Annotated in this window: 17 protein-coding genes; 9 read left to right on the forward strand and 8 right to left on the reverse strand. The window is 66.9% G+C overall.

The window, feature by feature from the left end:
- Window positions 1-109: 109 nt before the first annotated feature.
- The gene (locus tag AC5JDC_RS07705; RefSeq protein ID WP_425351349.1) at window positions 110-682 is read right to left on the reverse strand and encodes a LemA family protein; all 573 of its coding nucleotides are present in this window, start codon (window positions 680-682) and stop codon (window positions 110-112) included.
- A 208-nt stretch (window positions 683-890) separates the two neighbouring features.
- On the opposite strand from AC5JDC_RS07705, the gene AC5JDC_RS07710 reads away from it, so the two are divergent.
- From AC5JDC_RS07710 to AC5JDC_RS07730, 5 genes are all read left to right on the forward strand, one after another.
- On the forward strand, window positions 891-1,121 hold the full coding sequence (locus AC5JDC_RS07710) for a hypothetical protein (RefSeq protein ID WP_106772950.1): 231 nt from the start codon (window positions 891-893) through the stop codon (window positions 1,119-1,121).
- Between the two features lie 4 nt (window positions 1,122-1,125).
- Window positions 1,126-2,010, forward strand: a complete 885-nt coding sequence (gene pdxY, locus AC5JDC_RS07715; RefSeq protein WP_495840574.1) for a pyridoxal kinase PdxY — start codon at window positions 1,126-1,128, stop codon at window positions 2,008-2,010.
- A gap of 19 nt (window positions 2,011-2,029) precedes the next feature.
- Window positions 2,030-2,803, forward strand: a complete 774-nt coding sequence (locus AC5JDC_RS07720) for a DUF429 domain-containing protein (RefSeq protein WP_495840576.1) — start codon at window positions 2,030-2,032, stop codon at window positions 2,801-2,803.
- 68 nt (window positions 2,804-2,871) lie between these two features.
- Entirely contained in the window at window positions 2,872-3,516 is a 645-nt protein-coding gene (locus tag AC5JDC_RS07725; RefSeq protein ID WP_495840578.1) for a carbonic anhydrase, read from the forward strand.
- Entirely contained in the window at window positions 3,516-3,941 is a 426-nt protein-coding gene (locus tag AC5JDC_RS07730) for a nuclear transport factor 2-like protein (protein WP_495840580.1), read from the forward strand. The genes AC5JDC_RS07725 and AC5JDC_RS07730 overlap by 1 nt, the downstream gene beginning before the upstream one ends.
- Here the strand turns inward: AC5JDC_RS07730 and AC5JDC_RS07735 are convergent.
- Complete coding sequence (locus tag AC5JDC_RS07735) at window positions 3,935-5,191, reverse strand: multidrug effflux MFS transporter (protein ID WP_495840582.1); 1,257 nt, start codon at window positions 5,189-5,191, stop codon at window positions 3,935-3,937. The two genes, AC5JDC_RS07730 and AC5JDC_RS07735, sit on opposite strands and share 7 nt — an antisense overlap.
- Window positions 5,188-5,658 carry a MarR family winged helix-turn-helix transcriptional regulator gene (locus AC5JDC_RS07740; RefSeq protein WP_495840584.1) on the reverse strand — a complete coding sequence of 157 codons (471 nt, stop codon included), beginning with the start codon at window positions 5,656-5,658 and terminating at the stop codon, window positions 5,188-5,190. Before AC5JDC_RS07740 ends, AC5JDC_RS07735 begins: the two co-directional genes overlap by 4 nt.
- Window positions 5,659-5,775: 117 nt before the next feature.
- Between AC5JDC_RS07740 and AC5JDC_RS07745 the strand changes: the two genes are divergently transcribed.
- Complete coding sequence (locus AC5JDC_RS07745) at window positions 5,776-7,827, forward strand: M3 family metallopeptidase (RefSeq protein WP_495840586.1); 2,052 nt, start codon at window positions 5,776-5,778, stop codon at window positions 7,825-7,827.
- Window positions 7,828-7,857: 30 nt separating this feature from the next.
- Here the strand turns inward: AC5JDC_RS07745 and AC5JDC_RS07750 are convergent, their stop codons facing one another.
- Together AC5JDC_RS07750 and AC5JDC_RS07755 are read right to left on the reverse strand one after the other, a co-directional pair.
- On the reverse strand, window positions 7,858-8,274 hold the full coding sequence (locus AC5JDC_RS07750) for a hypothetical protein (RefSeq protein ID WP_495840588.1): 417 nt from the start codon (window positions 8,272-8,274) through the stop codon (window positions 7,858-7,860).
- Window positions 8,275-8,291: 17 nt separating this feature from the next.
- Window positions 8,292-8,771 carry a GNAT family N-acetyltransferase gene (locus AC5JDC_RS07755; protein ID WP_495840590.1) on the reverse strand — a complete coding sequence of 160 codons (480 nt, stop codon included), beginning with the start codon at window positions 8,769-8,771 and terminating at the stop codon, window positions 8,292-8,294.
- 139 nt (window positions 8,772-8,910) lie between these two features.
- Here AC5JDC_RS07755 and AC5JDC_RS07760 point away from each other — a divergent pair, with 139 nt between their 5' ends.
- Genes AC5JDC_RS07760 through ligD form a run of 3 tightly spaced genes read left to right on the forward strand, consistent with a single transcriptional unit; the run spans window position 8,911 to window position 12,551 of the window.
- Window positions 8,911-9,138, forward strand: coding sequence for a hypothetical protein (locus tag AC5JDC_RS07760; RefSeq protein WP_495840592.1), 228 nt, complete (start codon window positions 8,911-8,913; stop codon window positions 9,136-9,138).
- Window positions 9,138-10,028, forward strand: coding sequence for a non-homologous end joining protein Ku (gene ku, locus AC5JDC_RS07765; protein ID WP_495840594.1), 891 nt, complete (start codon window positions 9,138-9,140; stop codon window positions 10,026-10,028). Before AC5JDC_RS07760 ends, ku begins: the two co-directional genes overlap by 1 nt.
- A 3-nt stretch (window positions 10,029-10,031) precedes the next feature.
- Entirely contained in the window at window positions 10,032-12,551 is a 2,520-nt protein-coding gene (ligD, locus tag AC5JDC_RS07770; RefSeq protein WP_495840596.1) for a DNA ligase D, read from the forward strand.
- Between the two features lie 241 nt (window positions 12,552-12,792).
- Here ligD and AC5JDC_RS07775 read toward each other — a convergent pair whose 3' ends face one another.
- From AC5JDC_RS07775 to AC5JDC_RS07785, 3 genes are all read right to left on the reverse strand, one after another.
- Complete coding sequence (locus AC5JDC_RS07775) at window positions 12,793-13,794, reverse strand: ABC transporter ATP-binding protein (RefSeq protein ID WP_495840597.1); 1,002 nt, start codon at window positions 13,792-13,794, stop codon at window positions 12,793-12,795.
- 37 nt (window positions 13,795-13,831) lie between these two features.
- Window positions 13,832-14,671 (reverse strand): carbohydrate ABC transporter permease, encoded by an 840-nt coding sequence (locus tag AC5JDC_RS07780; RefSeq protein WP_106772962.1) that lies wholly within the window; start codon window positions 14,669-14,671, stop codon window positions 13,832-13,834.
- A gap of 224 nt (window positions 14,672-14,895) precedes the next feature.
- Window positions 14,896-15,828 (reverse strand): carbohydrate ABC transporter permease, encoded by a 933-nt coding sequence (locus AC5JDC_RS07785; protein ID WP_495840599.1) that lies wholly within the window; start codon window positions 15,826-15,828, stop codon window positions 14,896-14,898.
- Window positions 15,829-16,068 lie beyond the last annotated feature (240 nt).

Genomic DNA, 16,068 nt, shown 5'->3' on the forward strand with positions numbered 1-16,068 from the left:
AGCTGCCAATCTCCCCCCTTGCGGGGGAGATGTCCGGCAGGACAGAGGGGGGTGCTAAGGGCGCGAGCATGGACCGAGTGTGAAAAGATTGTCGGCTCAGCACATATCCTTACCCGCCCTGATTGGTGCCGAAATCCACCTTCGGCGCTTCCATCTTGTCCTCGCTGACCGAAAAATTCTGGAAAGGCTTGTTGTCGCGGAACCAGAAGGTCGCCCACAGGATCGACGGGAAGGTGCGCAGCGTCGTGTTGTACTCGCGCACCGTCTCGATGTAGTCGCGCCGCGCCACGGCGATGCGGTTCTCGGTGCCTTCGAGCTGCGCCTGCAGGCCGAGGAAATTCTGGTTGGCCTTGAGGTCGGGATAGTTCTCCACCACGGCGAGCAGCCGCGACAGCGCGCTGGTGAGCCCCGCCTGGTTTTCCTGGAAGGCCCGGAACGCGTCGGGATCGCTGAGCGCTTCCGGCGACACCGTCACCTGCGTCGCCTTGGCGCGTGCCTCGACCACCGCATCCAGCGTCTCCCGCTCATGCGAGGCATAGCCCTTCACCGTCTCGACCAGGTTGGGGATGAGGTCGGCGCGGCGCTGGTACTGGTTGAGCACCTCGCTCCAGGCCGCCTTGGCCTTCTCCTCGGCGGTCGGGATGGTGTTGTAGCCGCAGGCCGACAGCAGCGGCAGCAGCATGGCGACGACCAGCAGCGCGGCCGTGCGGCGGACATTCGGAACGGCGGCGGCGTTTTCGAGAATCATCGGTCCCCTCCCTCGAAAAGGCATCAGGCGGCAAAGACTTACCACAACCGCGGGGCAAAGGAATGGGCCAGCGGCGAACGGCCTTGGACGTGGCCCGCCGCCTGTGATAGCGCTTGCAGCGAACCGGCCCGAGGATGGAACATTGGCAAGCGACGGCGACGCGGGCCGCGAGCGGGAATCCCGGCGCATCCTGGATCGTGTCGGGCGCGAGGCCGACAGCAGCGGCTTCGCACAGCAGGCCACCCCGCAAGCGGCCGACCGGCAGAGCGATCCGATCGAATATTGGGGCACGCGCATCGGCCGCATGCTCGGTCTGGCCATCGCCATCGTGCTGATGATAACGCTCGCTTTCTATATCGTGCGGAGCCTTTGACCCGATGACTGCCGTCCCGACCGAAAACCCCCGTGCCGTCATCGTCGTCTCGAGCCATGTCGCACGCGGCTCGGTCGGCAACCGTGCGGCGGTGTTCGCCCTGGAGACGCTCGGCTTTCCGGTCTGGGCGGTTCCCACCGTCATCCTCCCCTGGCATCCCGGGCATGGCCGGGCGACGAGGATCGTACCGGATGCGGAACAGTTTGCCGCATTGATGAAGGATTTGGAACGGGCGCCCTGGCTGGGCGAGGTGACCGGCGTGCTGTCCGGCTATCTCGGCGATGCCCGCCAGGCCGAGGCGGTGGCCTCGCTGGTCGGCGCGGTGCGGGCGCGCAACCCGCGGGCGATCTATGTCTGCGACCCCGTCATGGGCGATCAGGGCGGGCTCTATGTGCCGCAGGAGCTCGCCGAGGCGCTGCGCGACCTGCTGGTGCCGATCGCTGACATCGCCACGCCGAACCGCTTCGAGCTGGAGTGGATAGCGGGCAGCGCGCTGCCCGACCTGCGCTCGATCATGGCCGCCGCGCTGGACGCCGGGCCGCCGACCATGCTGGTCACCTCGACACCCGGCATGATGGCCGGCGGCATCGGCAATCTGCTGATCACCCGCTCGGAGGCGCTGCTGGCCGAGCACCGGGCGATCGACAAGCCTCCGAACGGGCTGGGCGACCTCACCGCGGCGGTGCTGCTCGCCCGCCTGCTCGACGACCAGCCGATCGCCAAGGCGCTGCAGAGCACCACGGCATCGGTGTTCGAGATCCTGGCGCGCACCGCCAAGCGCGGCGGCGACGAGTTGCAGATCGAGACCGACGCGGCGAGCCTGTCGCATCCCATGGCTATGGTGCAGTTGCGCCACCTCATGCATCCCGGACGGGACCGGCGGGCGTGAACCGCCTCGCAGCCGTTTGATGTCGCTGGAAGCGGCGGTCGCGATCGCCGGCGTCGACGGCTGCAAGGCCGGCTGGACCGCCGTCGTCAAGATGCCGGCAGCGGAGCCGGCGATGCGGATATGCAAGACCTTCGCCGAATTGATCGACGGCCTGCCTGACGATGCAGTGATGGCTGTCGACATGCCGATCGGCCTGCCGGCCATCACTCGCCACGGCGGCCGTGGGCCTGAGACGATCGTCCGGAAACTCCTCGGCGAGCGGCAGTCCAGCGTCTTCTCCATCCCGTCGCGCGCCGCGGTCTATGCGGCGGACGAGGATTTTACCGGCATCGAGCGCTGGTACGAGGCGCACCGCCTGGCGAGCGCGGTGGCGCGCGACACGTCCGACCCGCCCCGCGGCGTCTCCATCCAGGCCTTCGGTATCTTCTCGAAAATCCGCGAGCTCGACCGGCTGTTGCTGGCGCGCCCCGAATTGCGCGGCCGGGTCATCGAATCGCACCCGGAAGCGGCGTTCTGGCGGCTGAACGGCGGACGGGCGATGAGCTTGCCGAAGAAGATCAAAGGCCGCGTCAACCCGGCCGGCATGGCGGAGCGCCGCGCGCTTCTGGCGCGGCACGGTTACGACCGTGCCTTCCTCGATGCCGCGCCGCCGCGCGGTGCCGGCGAGGACGATGTCCTCGACGCCGCCGCGGTGCTGCTGGTCGCCGCCCGGCATGCGCGCGGCGAAGCAACGCCGTTTCCCGATCCGCCGGGCCGCGACGAGCACGGGATTCCGGTCGCCATCTGGACGTGACCGGCTTTCTTGTTGCGCCGCAGCGATAGCCATTGATCCGACGGGCCGATTGCCGTTAGGTGAAATCCATGACCGATCTGCCCGACCATCTGCTCGCCGGTTATCGCAACTTCATGACGGGGCGCTACGCCGCCGAGGGCGACCGTTTCCGCACGCTGGCGCGCGAGGGCCAGGCACCGGAGACGATGGTGATCGCCTGCTGCGACTCGCGCGCGGCACCCGAGGTCATCTTCGATTCCGGGCCGGGCGAATTGTTCGTGGTGCGCAACGTCGCCAACCTGGTGCCGCCCTACACGCCGGACGGTGAGTTCCACTCGACCTCGGCGGCGCTGGAATTCGCCGTGCAGGCGCTGAAGGTGAAGAACATCGTCGTCGTCGGCCACGGCCGCTGCGGCGGCATCCGCGCCGCGCTGGCGCCGGCCAGCGAGCCGCTGTCGCCCGGCGACTTCATCGGCAAGTGGATGAGCCTGCTGGCCCCTTCGGCGAGCGCGGTCTCGGGCAACGCGCTACTGACCGCCGGCGAGCGGCAGACCGCGCTGGAGCGCATCTCCATCCGCTATTCGATCGCCAACCTGCGCACGTTCCCCTGCATCAACATCCTCGAGGGCAAGGGCAGGCTGAAGCTGTACGGCGCCTGGTTCGACATCTCCACCGGGGAGCTGTGGGTGATGAACCGGCAGACCGGCGATTTCGAGCGGCCCGAGATCGGCTGATGCAGCTGGCCGTGCGGAGGGGCGGAGCCGCCGGCGCCATCACCGCCTTGCTGCTCGGCACCTGCTGCCCCGCTGCCATCGCGCAGCAATCCGTGATCGACGACTGGTATGCCGCGCTCGCCGTTCCCGACCGGAGCCGGCTGGACGCGCTGCTCGCGCCCGATGCGCGCATCCGCCTCACCGATCTCGGCGTCGAGCAGTCCAAGGCCGAGTTCATCACCGCGCTCGATGAATGGGAGACGGCCGTCGCCGGCGCGACGATCCGCCATCGCCTCGAGGCGACGGACGGCGAAACCACAACCGTGCTCGCCTGCTACGATTTTCAGGCTAACGACGTTCTGATGCGGGAATTGTTCCGCATCCGGAACGGCAGCATCGTTGAGAACGAGCAGGCCGTAGTGGCGGAAGACTGCGGCGGCTACTGACCGGCTTCCGGCGGCGGAGCCGGATGGACGATCCCGGCCGCCGCAGGCTTCGGCAGGCGGCGCCAGGCGGCCCAGGCGAGGATGGCGATGAGGCCCATCGCCGGGATCACGGTGGCCATGGCGAAGACCGGCTCGCCGAGCGCCGCGCAGACCAGGCCGCCCAAAAGCCCGCCGCCCATCTGGAAGAAGCCGCTCATCGAGGATGCCGCGCCGGCGATGTGGGGAAACGGCGCCAGCGTCGCCGTCGCCATGGCCGGCATGACGAAGGCGATGCCGAAGGCCGAGAACGCCACAGGTCCCATGACGCCGAGAAAGCTCGCCTCCTGGACGCGCAGGGCGACGGCGAGCGCGACCGCCCCGATGGCGACGAAGGCGAGCCCGACCGGCACCAGGGTGAATGCGCCGTAGCGGCCGAGCAGCGGGCGCACCACCAGCGAGCCGGCGAAGTAGAAGCCCGACTGCATCAGCATGCCGGCGCCGAACTGGCTGGGCGACAGGCCTACCCGCTCCATCAGGATGAAGGGCAGGATCGTCGCCTGCGTGTAGATCGCGCCGACGGCGCCGGCGAGCACGATGCTGGCCAATACGAAATACGGCGTGGTGAGAACCTCGCGATAGGACGCCAGCAGGGCGCGCGGCCGGATGCGCGACAGGTCGCGCTCAACCGTCTCGACCATGGCGAAGTGCACGACGATCATGATGACGACAGCCGCGACGAACATCACCACGAAAACGGCATGCCAGCCGGCGAACTCCATGGTGATGCCACCCAGCGTCGGCGAGAAGGCCGGGCCGACGGCGAGGATCAGGCCCATCAGGTTCATGATGCGGGCCGAGCGCTCGTTGGTGAACAGATCGCGCACCACTGCCCGCGCGATCGACCAGCCGACCGCCGCGCCGACGCCCTGCAGCAGGCGGGCAATGATGAGCAGCTCCACCGTCGGCGCGGCGAGCGCCAGCAGCGAGGCGACGAGATAGATGCCCATGAAGGCAAACGTCACCGGCTTGCGGCCGAAGCCGTCGGACAGCGGGCCGCAGACGAGCTGTGCAACCGCGAAGCCGGCGAAATAGACCGACAGCGTCAGCTTCACCGCCGCCTCGGTGGTGCCGAAGGCATGCACGATCTCGGGCATGGCGGGCGTGTAGAGCGCCATCGACACGGGCCCGATGGCGACCAGCAGCGCGCCGAGCAGGCTGACGCGGCGCTCGCTCATGACCGGCGCGGCGGCGATGCGGCTCTGCACGTTCATGCGGCGTCGGTCTCCCGGCGCTGGTCGCGCGCTTCGGCAAGGTTGGCGCGCACCAGCTTGAGCGTATCGAGGAATCGCTGCCAGTCGGCGGGCGCGATGCCCTTTGCGACGTCGGCGCGAATGTCGGCGCCGATCGGCCGGATCTCGTCGAGCATGGCCTCGCCCGCCGCGGTGAGGTGGACCAGCTTGGCGCGGCGATCGGTCGGATCGGCGCGGCGCTCCACCAGCCCCTGCCCCTCGAGCCGATCCAGGGCCGCGCTGACCGTCATCGCCTCGACGCCCATGCGTTCGGCAAGCAGGTTCTGCCGGATTGGTCCGCAGCGTGCGGCATGCGTAAGCGCACGCGCGTCGCCGGGGCTCAGCCCCAGCCCGGCGGCCGCGATCCTGCGGTCCATCTCGGCGCGGATCAGCCGGGTTGCGTCGGTGAGCAGGAACCCGACGCTGTCGGGGTCGATTGAGCCAGCCATTTTGTAAGTAAGCCTTATTATCTGGGTGACTTAGTATATCGCACGTCTGCCGTCAACCCGGTTGCGTGCGCGGACGGCCCGCCCTACATCGGAAGCGCCTTCCCTGGAGACCCCTTCATGACCGATACCGCCGTCGACCTCGAAAGCCATCCGCTGACGCAGTGGACCGGCGCGCTCGGCCTACCGGATTTCTCGCGCATCGATGACGGCGATTTCGGGCCGGTGTTCGACGCCGCGCTGAAGGCGCATGAGGCCGAGATCGAGGCGATCGCCGACGATCCGGCCGCGCCGAGCATAGACAACACGCTGAAGGCGCTGGAACTCTCCGGCGATCCGCTCGACCGTGTCTCGTCGATTTTCTGGTGCCGCGCCGGCGCCCACACCAACGACGCCATCCAGGCGCTGGAGCGCGAGATGTCGCCGAAGATGGCGCGGCATTATTCGGCGATCTCGATGAACGAGCGCCTGTTCGCCCGCATCGACGACCTCTACGCCCGCCGCGCCTCGCTCGGCCTCGACCCCGAGACGCTGCGCGTGCTGGAGAAGACCTGGAAGAACTTCGTCCGCGCCGGCGCGAAGCTCGGCGCCGCGGACAAGAAGCGGCTAGCCGACATCAACGAGGAACTGGCCGGCCTCGGCGCGAAATTCGGTCAGAACGTGCTCGCCGACGAGAAGGATTGGGTGTTGTTCCTGGAGGAAGGCGACCTCGACGGCCTGCCTTCCTTCCTGCGCGACGCCATGGCGCAGGCGGCGGAGGCGCGCGGCCGCAAGGGGCTTTATGCCGTCACGCTGTCGCGCTCGATCTACGAGCCCTTCACCAGCTATTCGACGCGCCGCGACCTTCGCGAGCAGGCCTGGAAGGCCTTCATCCGCCGCGGCGAGAATGGCGGCAAGACCGACAACACCGGCATCGTGGCGAAGATGCTGGCGCTGCGCGCCGAGAAGGCCAGGCTGCTCGGCTACGGCAGCTACGCAGCGTTGAAGCTCGATGACACCATGGCGAAGACGCCGGACAACGTCCACGGTCTGCTCGACCCCGTTTGGCTGAAGGCGCGCGACAAGGCGGCCGCCGACCAGGCGGAATTGCAGCGGCTCGCGGCGGCGGCCGGCAGCAACGAAACCATCGCCGGATGGGACTGGCGCTACTACCAGGAGAAGCTGCGGGCGGAAAAATTCGCCTTCGACGAGGCGGAGCTGAAGCCTTACCTGCAGCTCGAGCGCGTCATCGACGCCTGCTTCGACGTGGCGAATCGGCTGTTCGGCCTCTCCTTCGTCGAACAGCGCGGCATCCCGGCCTGGCATCCGGACGTGCGCGTCTTCCAGGTCAGGCGCCGCGACGGCAGCGACCTTGGCCTGTTCCTGGCGGATTATTTCGCCCGGCCGTCGAAACGCTCGGGTGCCTGGATGAGCTCGCTGCAGTCCGGCTACCGGCTGGGCGACGGCTCCTTCCCGGTCATCTACAACATCATGAACTTCGCCAAGGCGCCGGAGGGCGAGCCGGCGCTGCTGTCGCTCGACGAAGCGAAGACGCTGTTCCACGAGTTCGGCCATGCGCTGCACGGCATGCTGACCGAGGTCACCTGGCCGTCGGTGTCCGGGACGTCGGTGAGCCGCGACTTCGTCGAGCTGCCCTCGCAACTCTACGAGCACTGGCTGACCGAGCCGCAGGTGCTGGAAAAGCACGCGCTGCACCACAAGACCGGCGAGCCGATGCCGAAGGCGCTGCTCGACAAGATGCTGGCCGCCAGAACCTTCGGCATGGGCTTCGCCACGGTGGAGTTCACCGCTTCTGCGCTGGTCGACATGGCCTTTCACGCCCACGCCGACGCGCCCGCCGACCCGATTGCCTTCGAGGCCGCGACGCTCGACAAGCTCGGCATGCCCGACGCCATCGCCATGCGCCACCGCACGCCGCATTTCCAACACGTCTTCGCCGGCGACGGCTATTCGGCCGGTTACTACTCATATCTGTGGTCGGAAGTGCTGGATGCCGACGCCTTCGCCGCGTTCAAGGAAACCGGCGACGCGTTCGACCCGGCTCTCGCCGAAAAACTGCGCAGGCACATCTACGCCGCCGGCGGCTCGAAGGATCCGGAAGAACTCTACATGGCATTCCGCGGCAAGATGCCGACGCCCGATGCCATGCTGGAGAAACGTGGATTGGTGTAAAGCGCCGCCGATGCAGGGGCCGGCTGGCCGTCAGTCCGGGTAGCAGGAAGCAGGCACGTTCGGCCACACGGCGTCGTCGCAGCGGGCAACTTCCTGACGTTGCTTGAAGGCCGCGCTGACGGGGCCAGTCACCATCGGGTCGACACCATCCGGCGCATCGTCGAAGCGGCGCGCGGGCTCCTCGGCGAGCATGCCCCGGGTGGCCTCGCGACTCTCCGCCGCCGATCGCTCCTGCAAGGCTACGCGAACAGCCTCGTTGCTCCCGGTGGGAGCGGCACTGCTTGCGGGCACCACGGCAGCGGAGACGCAGAGTGCGAACACGCCTGCAACCCATCTGCCGGACTTGCCGCCGAATGTAGCCGAAATCATCATGCCGGAAGAACCGCCGCGACCGGGAATCGTTCCCGTTGTCTTAACCACTCCATAAGGCTCCCGGATCGTTAACATCCCGTTTCCGATTCCGTTCACAGGTCGCGGACGAAATAGCGGACACTCTTCTTGCCCTCATGGATCGCGGCACTGCCGACCACGGCAAAGCCGAGCGCCGCGTGGAAGGCGTCCGACCCCGGGTTGGGCGGCTCGGCATTGACCTCGCAGGTGATGATGGTGTGCCCGGCGGCGGCCGCCTTGCCGAACAGATCTTCGTACAGCGCCCGCGCCAGCCCCCGTCCGCGTGCCGCCGCCGCCACGACGACGCGGTCGACATACACGAAGCGGGGATAGCGGGCCTGGAACCAGCGGAAGTTCGGGCTCTGGTAGCCGGCACCCTGGTCGAAGGCGATCAGGAAGGCATCGCTGTCGCCGGCGCCACGCGCGTAAAAAGCCTGGGCGAGCAGGTGGTCGAGATCGGCCGGCTCCAGCCAGGACAGTTCTTCGGCATGCGCATTGTTCAGCGCCAGCACGCTGTGCCGCGGCATTTCCCGGATATCCAGTATGTCAGCCATCTCGCCCTCGTCGCACACGCCGGCGGAAATGCCATGCCGCGGGAACCGCGGCAAGCCTCGCGCGTTGTGCGCCCGACCCACTCCAGCCGCGCCGGCGGCAACAGAACACGCTTCAAAAGACTTCGGACGGTCGACAGACATGATGGATCATCGCGACAGGCTTATCCTCGCGCTTTCCGCGCTCGTCAGGGCGGAGCGCGAGGCGAGAATGGCTCTCGAACAGGCGATAGCCGACGGAACCTTCTCTCCCGACATGCTGGCCCGCCTGGCCGGGCGCGAAGCGATCTACGTCTCCCAGGAGGATCTCGAGGCGGCCGAAGCCTTCGTGCTGCCCGATCCGCCGCCCGGCCGGCGGGGCACCGCCTGATGGCGCCGCGGCCAGCCTGGAGGGGCTATCTCAAGCTGTCGCTGGTGACCTGCGCGGTCGAGCTTTCCAATGTGGTGACCCACAGCGAGAAGGTGTCCTTCCGCATCCTCAACCGCGCCACCGGCAACACGGTGCGCCGCCAGTATGTCGACGCCGACACGGGAAAACCGCTCTCCGAGAAGGACGAAGTGAAGGGTTACGAGACCGGCCAAGACGAGTACCTGCTGATCGAGGAGGAGGACATCGAGGCGGTGCAGATCGAGTCCTCGCATACGCTGAACCTCGAAGGGTTCGTGGCCAGGCACGACATCGAGCAGATCTATCTCGACACACCCTACTACGTGGCGCCGGCCGACAAGGTCTCGGAAGAGGCCTTCACGGTGATCCGCGAGGCGCTGGTCAAGAAGAAGATGGCCGGGCTGGCGCGCATCGTTCTCTTTCGCCGCGAGCGGCCGGCCCTGATCGAGCCGTTCGGCAAGGGCATGCTGCTCACCACGTTGCGCTACGACACGACGGTACGGCAGGCCGAGGATGTGGCTGACGGCACGGAAAAGATGAAGCTGGACGAGGAGATGGTGGAGCTTGCCGAGCGGGTGATCGAACGCCGGAAAGGCAAGTTCGACCCGGATACCTTCGAGGACCGCTACGAGAACGCCCTGCTGGAGCTCATCAAGTCGAAGCAGGCAGGCCGCAAGGCGCCCAGGGCAAAACCCGCGCAAAAGCCGTCCAACGTGGTCAATTTGTTCGATGCACTGAAGAAGAGCCTCTCCGACGACAGCGGAAAGGAAGAGAAGGACAAGGCAAAGCCTCCCGTCAGGAAGCCTGCAAAACGCCCGGCTTCCGCCAAGGGCAAGACGCGCTCGCAGACCGCTCGCCGCAAGAGGGCGTAAGTCATGGCGACCGCACCCGACCCGCTCACCACCTACCGCGCCAAGCGTGACTTCCGCATCACCAGCGAGCCGTCGGGCGGCGAGGCGCGCCGCAAGGCGAAAAAGGCCGGCGGCAAGTTCGTGATCCACAAGCACGATGCGCGCCGCCTGCACTACGACCTCAGGCTGGAGCATGAGGGCGTGCTGTGGAGCTGGGCGGTGACGCGCGGCCCGAGCCTCGACCCGTCGGAGAAGCGGCTCGCCGTCCATGTCGAGGACCATCCGCTCGACTATGGCAGCTTCGAGGGCGTCATCCCCGCCGGGCAGTACGGCGCCGGCGCGGTGATCGTCTGGGACGAGGGCGAATGGGAACCCGAGGGCGATCCCGCCAAGGGCATGAAGAAGGGCCACATCGATTTCAAGCTGAAAGGCAACAAGCTCGCCGGCGACTGGCATCTCGTGCGGCTGCGCCCGCGGCCGGGCGAGAAGAAGGACAACTGGCTGCTGATCAAATCGAAGGATCGCTACGCCCGGCCCGGCGAGGACATTTTGCAGGACGCGCCGCAATCGGTGGCAACAGGGCGTACCATCGAGGAGGTGGCGGAAGGCAAGCCGCCGCGCGCCGAGCGGCAGCCGAAGGCAGCCGCCAGACGGAAGGATGGCCGGGCCAGGAGCGCCAGGACGGAAAAGCCGGACAAGATGCCGGACTTCGTCCCGCCGCTGCTGGCGACCCTGCGCTCCGCGCCGCCCTCGGGCGCGGAATGGCTGCACGAGGTGAAGTTCGACGGCTACCGCATCCAGGCCCGTATCGACGGGGGGAAGGTCACGCTGCTGACACGCAAGGGGCTCGATTGGACGAAAAAATTCGGCAAGCCGATCGAGCAGGCGCTGGCCGGGCTCGACTGCGACAGCGCCGTCATCGACGGCGAGGTGGTGGTGCTTGCCGACAACGGCGTCGCCTCCTTCTCGGCGCTGCAGCAGGCGCTGTCCGAGAACCGCACCGCGAGCATGATCTACTACGTGTTCGACCTGCTCTATCTCGACGGCCGCGACCTGCGCGCCGAGCCGCTGGTCGAGCGCAAGGACCGGCTTGCCGCGCTGGTGGGAGAAGGCGAAGGCGCGCTGCGCTACAGCGAGCATTTCGCCGAGCCCGGCGAGACCATGCTGAGGCATGCCTGCCGCATGGGGCTGGAGGGCGTCGTCTCCAAGCGCGCCGACTCGCACTACGGCAGCGGCCGGGGCCTCGACTGGATCAAGTCGAAATGCACCAACCGGCAGGAATTCGTTATCGTCGGCTACGTGCCTTCCACAGCCACAGGGCGCGGCGTACGCTCGCTGCTGCTCGGCTACAACGACAAGGGCACGCTGCGCTATGCCGGCCGGGTCGGCACCGGCTTCTCCAACCGGGCGGGCGACGAGCTCAAGAAGAAGATGGACCGGCTGAAGGCGAAGTCGTCGCCGTTCGACAAGACGCCGCCCGGCCAGAAGGGCGCGATCTGGCTGAAGCCGGAGCTGGTGGCCGAGATCGAATTCCGCAGCTGGACGGCGGACGGCATCATACGCCATTCTTCCTTCCAGGGCCTGCGCGAGGACAAGCCGGCCGAGGAGGTGGTGGCGGAGAAGCCCGTCAAGGGCAAGGCGCCGCCGGCTTCGGCGACGACAAAGGCGCGAAAGGCGGCAAGCCATGCGAGGACCGCGGTGACGCTGAGCAATCCCGACAAGCTGCTGTGGCCGAAGGCCGGCGTGAGCAAGCAGGACCTTCTCGATTATTACGAGACCGTGTGGCCGCGCATGCTTCAGTTCGTGGTCGACAGGCCGCTCAGCCTGGTGCGCGCGCCGGACGGGGTCGAAGGCCAGCGCTTCTTCCAGAAGCACGCCTCAAAGGGCATGCACGAGGCCATACGGACCATGCAGGACCCGGAGGACGGCGAGGAACTGCTCTATATCAGCGACTTCGACGGGCTGGCGGCGCTGGTGCAGCTCGGCGTGATCGAGGTCCACATCTGGGGCTCCACCATCGCGGCGATCGAGACCCCCGACCAGATCGTCTTCGACCTCGATCCCGACGAGGGGCTGGACGTCGAGGCGGTCCGCCACGCCACCCGCTCGGTCAGGGCGCGGCTCGACGATCTGGAGCTGCCCTCTTTCCTGAAGACCTCCGGCGGCAAGGGTTTTCACGTCGTGGTGCCGCTGAAGCCCAAGGCCGACTGGGCTGCGGTCAAGGGTTTTGCCCACGATTTCGCCCAGGCCATGGCCGAGCTGGAGCCGGACCGCTACACCGCGACGCTGTCGAAGAAGGCGCGTGCGGGGCGGATCTTCATCGACTACCTGCGTAACGGCAAGGGCTCGACCACGGTGGCGCCCTACTCCGCGCGCGGCAAGCCGGGCGCCACGATGTCGATGCCGGTGCCCTGGAACATGCTCGACGACCTGACTCCCGACCACTTCGCCATCGGCAACGATGCGTTGGCCGAGCGGCTGAAGGCGGCCGATCCCTGGAAGGATTTTTTCAAGGCGGGCAAGGCGCTCAACAGGAAGGGATGAGGTGGCGGCACTGTCCGGGAGCTTGAACTTCGCTTTGAGTCGGTTGCAAGTCCCCCTCTCCGTCTCGCCCTTCGGGCTCGCCACCTCTCCCCCACTGCGTGGGGGCGAGGAACCCAAGCTGGAGAAGCGCCGGCATCGCGGCAGCGGTTCCTCGCCCCGCGAAGCGGGGAGAGGTGGCGAGCCCGAAGGGCGAGACGGAGAGGGGGCTACTTCCGCAGTCAGGGTGCGAGACGGCTGCGCGCTACCTGATCGCCCTTCCTTCCGCGTCGAAGCGGAAGATCTTGCCCGGCTGCGGCGTGGCGTAGATCGTCGCGCCCGGCTCGGCGTTGTAGACGCCAAAAATGCGTACGGTGATCAGCCCGGCCTTCTCGCAGTCGAGATAGAGGTTGGTGTCGGCGCCGAGATGCTCGGCATGCACCACCGTACCCTTCCACTCGCCGGAGGAGGCGCTGACCGACAGGTGCTCGGGCCGCACGCCGACGGTCTTGGCTCCGCCGTCGCCGAGACGCGCGCCATCGACGAGGTTCATCTTCGGCGAGCCGATGAAGCCGGCGACGAACTCGTTGGCGGGGCTGTTGTAGAGCTCCATCGGCGCGCCGACCTGCTCGATCCTGCCGGCGTTGAGCACCACGATCTTGTCGGCGAGCGTCATCGCCTCGACCTGGTCGTGGGTGACGTAGATCATCGTCGCCTTCAGCCGGCGGTGCAGTTGCGCAATCTCGAGGCGCGTGTTGACGCGCAGCGCCGCGTCGAGATTGGACAGCGGCTCGTCGAAGAGAAAAAGCTTCGGCTCGCGCACCACGGCGCGGCCGATGGCAACGCGCTGGCGCTGGCCGCCCGAGAGCTCGGCCGGCCGGCGCTGCAGATAGGGTTCGAGCGACAGCATGGCGGAGGCGATGCCGATGCGCTTGTCGATCTCGGCCGTCGGCGTGCCTGCCTGCTTGAGCCCCAGCCCCATATTGTCGCGCACGGTGAGGTGCGGATAGAGCGCGTAGGTCTGGAACACCATGGCGATGCCACGCTTGGCCGGCGGCGTGTTGACGACGTTGACGCCGTCGATCAGCACCTTTCCGGAGGTCGCATCCTCCAGCCCGGCGATCACGCGCAGCAGCGTCGACTTCCCGCAGCCCGACGGCCCGACAAAGACGACGAACTCGCCATCCTGCACCTCCAGGTCGATGCCTTTCAGCACGTCGACCTTGCCGAAGGATTTTTTCACGTTCTCGATTTTTAGAGAGCCCACAAGCGTTCCTTCAGATGTGCGCGGTTGCAGCCGGCGTTCACTTCACCGCTCCCGAGGTGATGCCGCGGATGAGCTGCCGCGAGAAGATGAGGTAAAGGACCAGCACCGGCAGGATGGCGAGCGACAGCGCCGCCAGCACCGCGTTCCAGTTGGTGACGAACTGACCGATGAATATCTGCGCGCCGAGCGTCACCGTCTTGGTGCCTTCCGACGGCGCCAGGATCAGCGGGAACCACAGATCGTTCCAGATCGGGATCATGGTGAACACTGCGACTGTGGCCATGGCCGGGCGCACCAGCGGCAGCACCAGCCGGAAGAAGATGCGGTATTCCGACAGCCCGTCGATGCGACCGGCGTTCTTCAGATCGTCGGAGACGGTCTTCATGAACTCCGACAGGATGAAGATGCAGAGCGGCAGGCCCTGCGCGGTGTAGACGAGGATCAGCGCCGTCAGCGTGTTGACCAGTCCGCTCGCCACCATCATCTGCAGGATGGCGACGGTGCCCAGCCGGATAGGGATCATGATGCCCAGCGCGAGATAAAGACCGGTCAGCGTGTTGCCGCGAAAGCGGTATTCCGACAGCGCGAAGGCCGCCATGGCGCCGAACAGGATGACGAAGAACAGCGAGCCGACCGTGACGATCAGGCTGTTCTGGAAGTAGAGCAGGAAATCGCCCTGCGCCATGACGGTGGTGTAGCCGACCGGATCGAAGGTCTCGGGCGTCGGCAGGGCCAGCGGCGAGCGGAAGATGGCGTTGCGCGACTTGAGCGAGTTGATGACGATCAGCAGCACCGGGAACAGCGCGATCGCCGTGTAGGCGATCAGCACCGCATGGGCGGCGGCCGAGCGGGCGGGGGAATGGGCGGCGCGGCTCATACCCGGCCTCGGGAGGTTTCAGCGCCAGAGCTGCATTCTTTCGCACTCCCCTCTGTCCTGCCGGACATCTCCCCCGCAAGGGGGGAGATGGGCAGCTTCATCGAAGCCGCATTTCCTTCAACGTCTGCAATTGGCGAAACCAAAGCGGCCGGCCAATCTCCCCCCTTGCGGGGGAGATGTCCGGCAGGACAGAGGGGGGTGCGAAAGACCAGCATCTCAAATCCTCAAAACTGATACCGCCGCAGCCGCGTCTGGATGGCGAACAGATAGACGGCGACGCCGGCGAGGATGATGAGGAACATCATGGTGGCGATCGCCGCGCCCATGTTTGGATCGCCGAGCTGCAGCTGGAAGCCGAAGAAGGCACGGTACAGGAAGGTGCCGAGGATGTCGGTGGAGAAGTTGGGGCCGGCAAGCGCCCCCTGCGCGGTGTAGATCAGGTCGAAGGCATTGAAATTGCCGACGAAAGTGAGGATCGAGATGATGCCGATCGACGGCAGGATCAGCGGCAGCTTGATCTTCCAGAACTGCGAAATCCCGGTGATGCCGTCCATCTCGGCGGCTTCGATCACCTCGTCGGGAATGGACAGCAGCGCCGCATAGATCAGCATCATCGGGATGCCGACGAACTGCCACACCGAGATCAGGCTGAGCGCGGTCAGCGCATATTCCTCCTTGCCGAGCCAAGGTGCGAACAGGCTTCTCAGCCCGACCGAGTTCAGCAGCGACGGCGCCACGCCCCACAGCGGCGACAGGATGAGCTTCCAGACGAAGCCGACGATGACGAAGGACAGGACCGTCGGCACGAAGATGGCGGTGCGGTAGAAGGCGCGGAAGCGCAGCGTCGGGCTGGACAGCAGCGCCGCCAGCAGCACGCCGATCGGGTTCTGCACCAGCATGTGGATGATGAAGAACCAGAAATTGTTCCACAGCGCGTTCCAGAAATTCGCGGACCAGCGCGGGTCGCCGAACAGCATGCGGAAATTGTCGAGGCCGACATAGACCAGCTGCTGGTCGATGCGGCGGAACAGCGAGAGCTGCAGCGTGCCGGCGAGCGGCACGATCATGAACGCCGTGTAGACGAGGAAGGCCGGCGCCAGGAACACCAGGATGTGCCAGCGGAAGGGTTTTTTGATTGGCTGGTCGTCCACGGACATTGGCGGCCCCGGTAAAGATGTGGCAGGCGATTGACGCGATCTGCCGCCGCCCTTCGGTCACGGCAAGGCGCCGGCAGCGCCGCCGGCATAACCCTCCCCCTTGAGGGGAGGGTCGGCGAGCGGTCGAAGCGAAGCGAGATCGCGAGACGGGGTGGGGTTGCTGCGGAAGTGCTCGACGCTCTCTTCCGCCGAGCGCTTCACCACCGACCCCTCCCCGCGTCAAAAACCTCGCGTCCCGCT

Source organism: Kumtagia sp. (assembly GCF_059502445.1).

Excerpts from the sequence above, each read along its gene's own strand:
- AC5JDC_RS07705 (WP_425351349.1), bottom strand. The coding sequence starts at position 682 with ATGCTGCTGCCGCTGCTGTCGGCCTGCGGCTACAACACCATCCCGACC.
- pdxY (WP_495840574.1), top strand. The coding sequence starts at position 1,126 with ATGACTGCCGTCCCGACCGAAAACCCCCGTGCCGTCATCGTCGTCTCG.
- AC5JDC_RS07720 (WP_495840576.1), top strand. The coding sequence starts at position 2,030 with ATGTCGCTGGAAGCGGCGGTCGCGATCGCCGGCGTCGACGGCTGCAAG.
- AC5JDC_RS07725 (WP_495840578.1), top strand. The coding sequence starts at position 2,872 with ATGACCGATCTGCCCGACCATCTGCTCGCCGGTTATCGCAACTTCATG.
- AC5JDC_RS07730 (WP_495840580.1), top strand. The coding sequence starts at position 3,516 with ATGCAGCTGGCCGTGCGGAGGGGCGGAGCCGCCGGCGCCATCACCGCC.
- AC5JDC_RS07735 (WP_495840582.1), bottom strand. The coding sequence starts at position 5,191 with ATGAACGTGCAGAGCCGCATCGCCGCCGCGCCGGTCATGAGCGAGCGC.
- AC5JDC_RS07740 (WP_495840584.1), bottom strand. The coding sequence starts at position 5,658 with ATGGCTGGCTCAATCGACCCCGACAGCGTCGGGTTCCTGCTCACCGAC.
- AC5JDC_RS07745 (WP_495840586.1), top strand. The coding sequence starts at position 5,776 with ATGACCGATACCGCCGTCGACCTCGAAAGCCATCCGCTGACGCAGTGG.
- AC5JDC_RS07750 (WP_495840588.1), bottom strand. The coding sequence starts at position 8,274 with ATGTTAACGATCCGGGAGCCTTATGGAGTGGTTAAGACAACGGGAACG.
- AC5JDC_RS07755 (WP_495840590.1), bottom strand. The coding sequence starts at position 8,771 with ATGGCTGACATACTGGATATCCGGGAAATGCCGCGGCACAGCGTGCTG.
- AC5JDC_RS07760 (WP_495840592.1), top strand. The coding sequence starts at position 8,911 with ATGATGGATCATCGCGACAGGCTTATCCTCGCGCTTTCCGCGCTCGTC.
- ku (WP_495840594.1), top strand. The coding sequence starts at position 9,138 with ATGGCGCCGCGGCCAGCCTGGAGGGGCTATCTCAAGCTGTCGCTGGTG.
- ligD (WP_495840596.1), top strand. The coding sequence starts at position 10,032 with ATGGCGACCGCACCCGACCCGCTCACCACCTACCGCGCCAAGCGTGAC.
- AC5JDC_RS07780 (WP_106772962.1), bottom strand. The coding sequence starts at position 14,671 with ATGAGCCGCGCCGCCCATTCCCCCGCCCGCTCGGCCGCCGCCCATGCG.
- AC5JDC_RS07785 (WP_495840599.1), bottom strand. The coding sequence starts at position 15,828 with ATGTCCGTGGACGACCAGCCAATCAAAAAACCCTTCCGCTGGCACATC.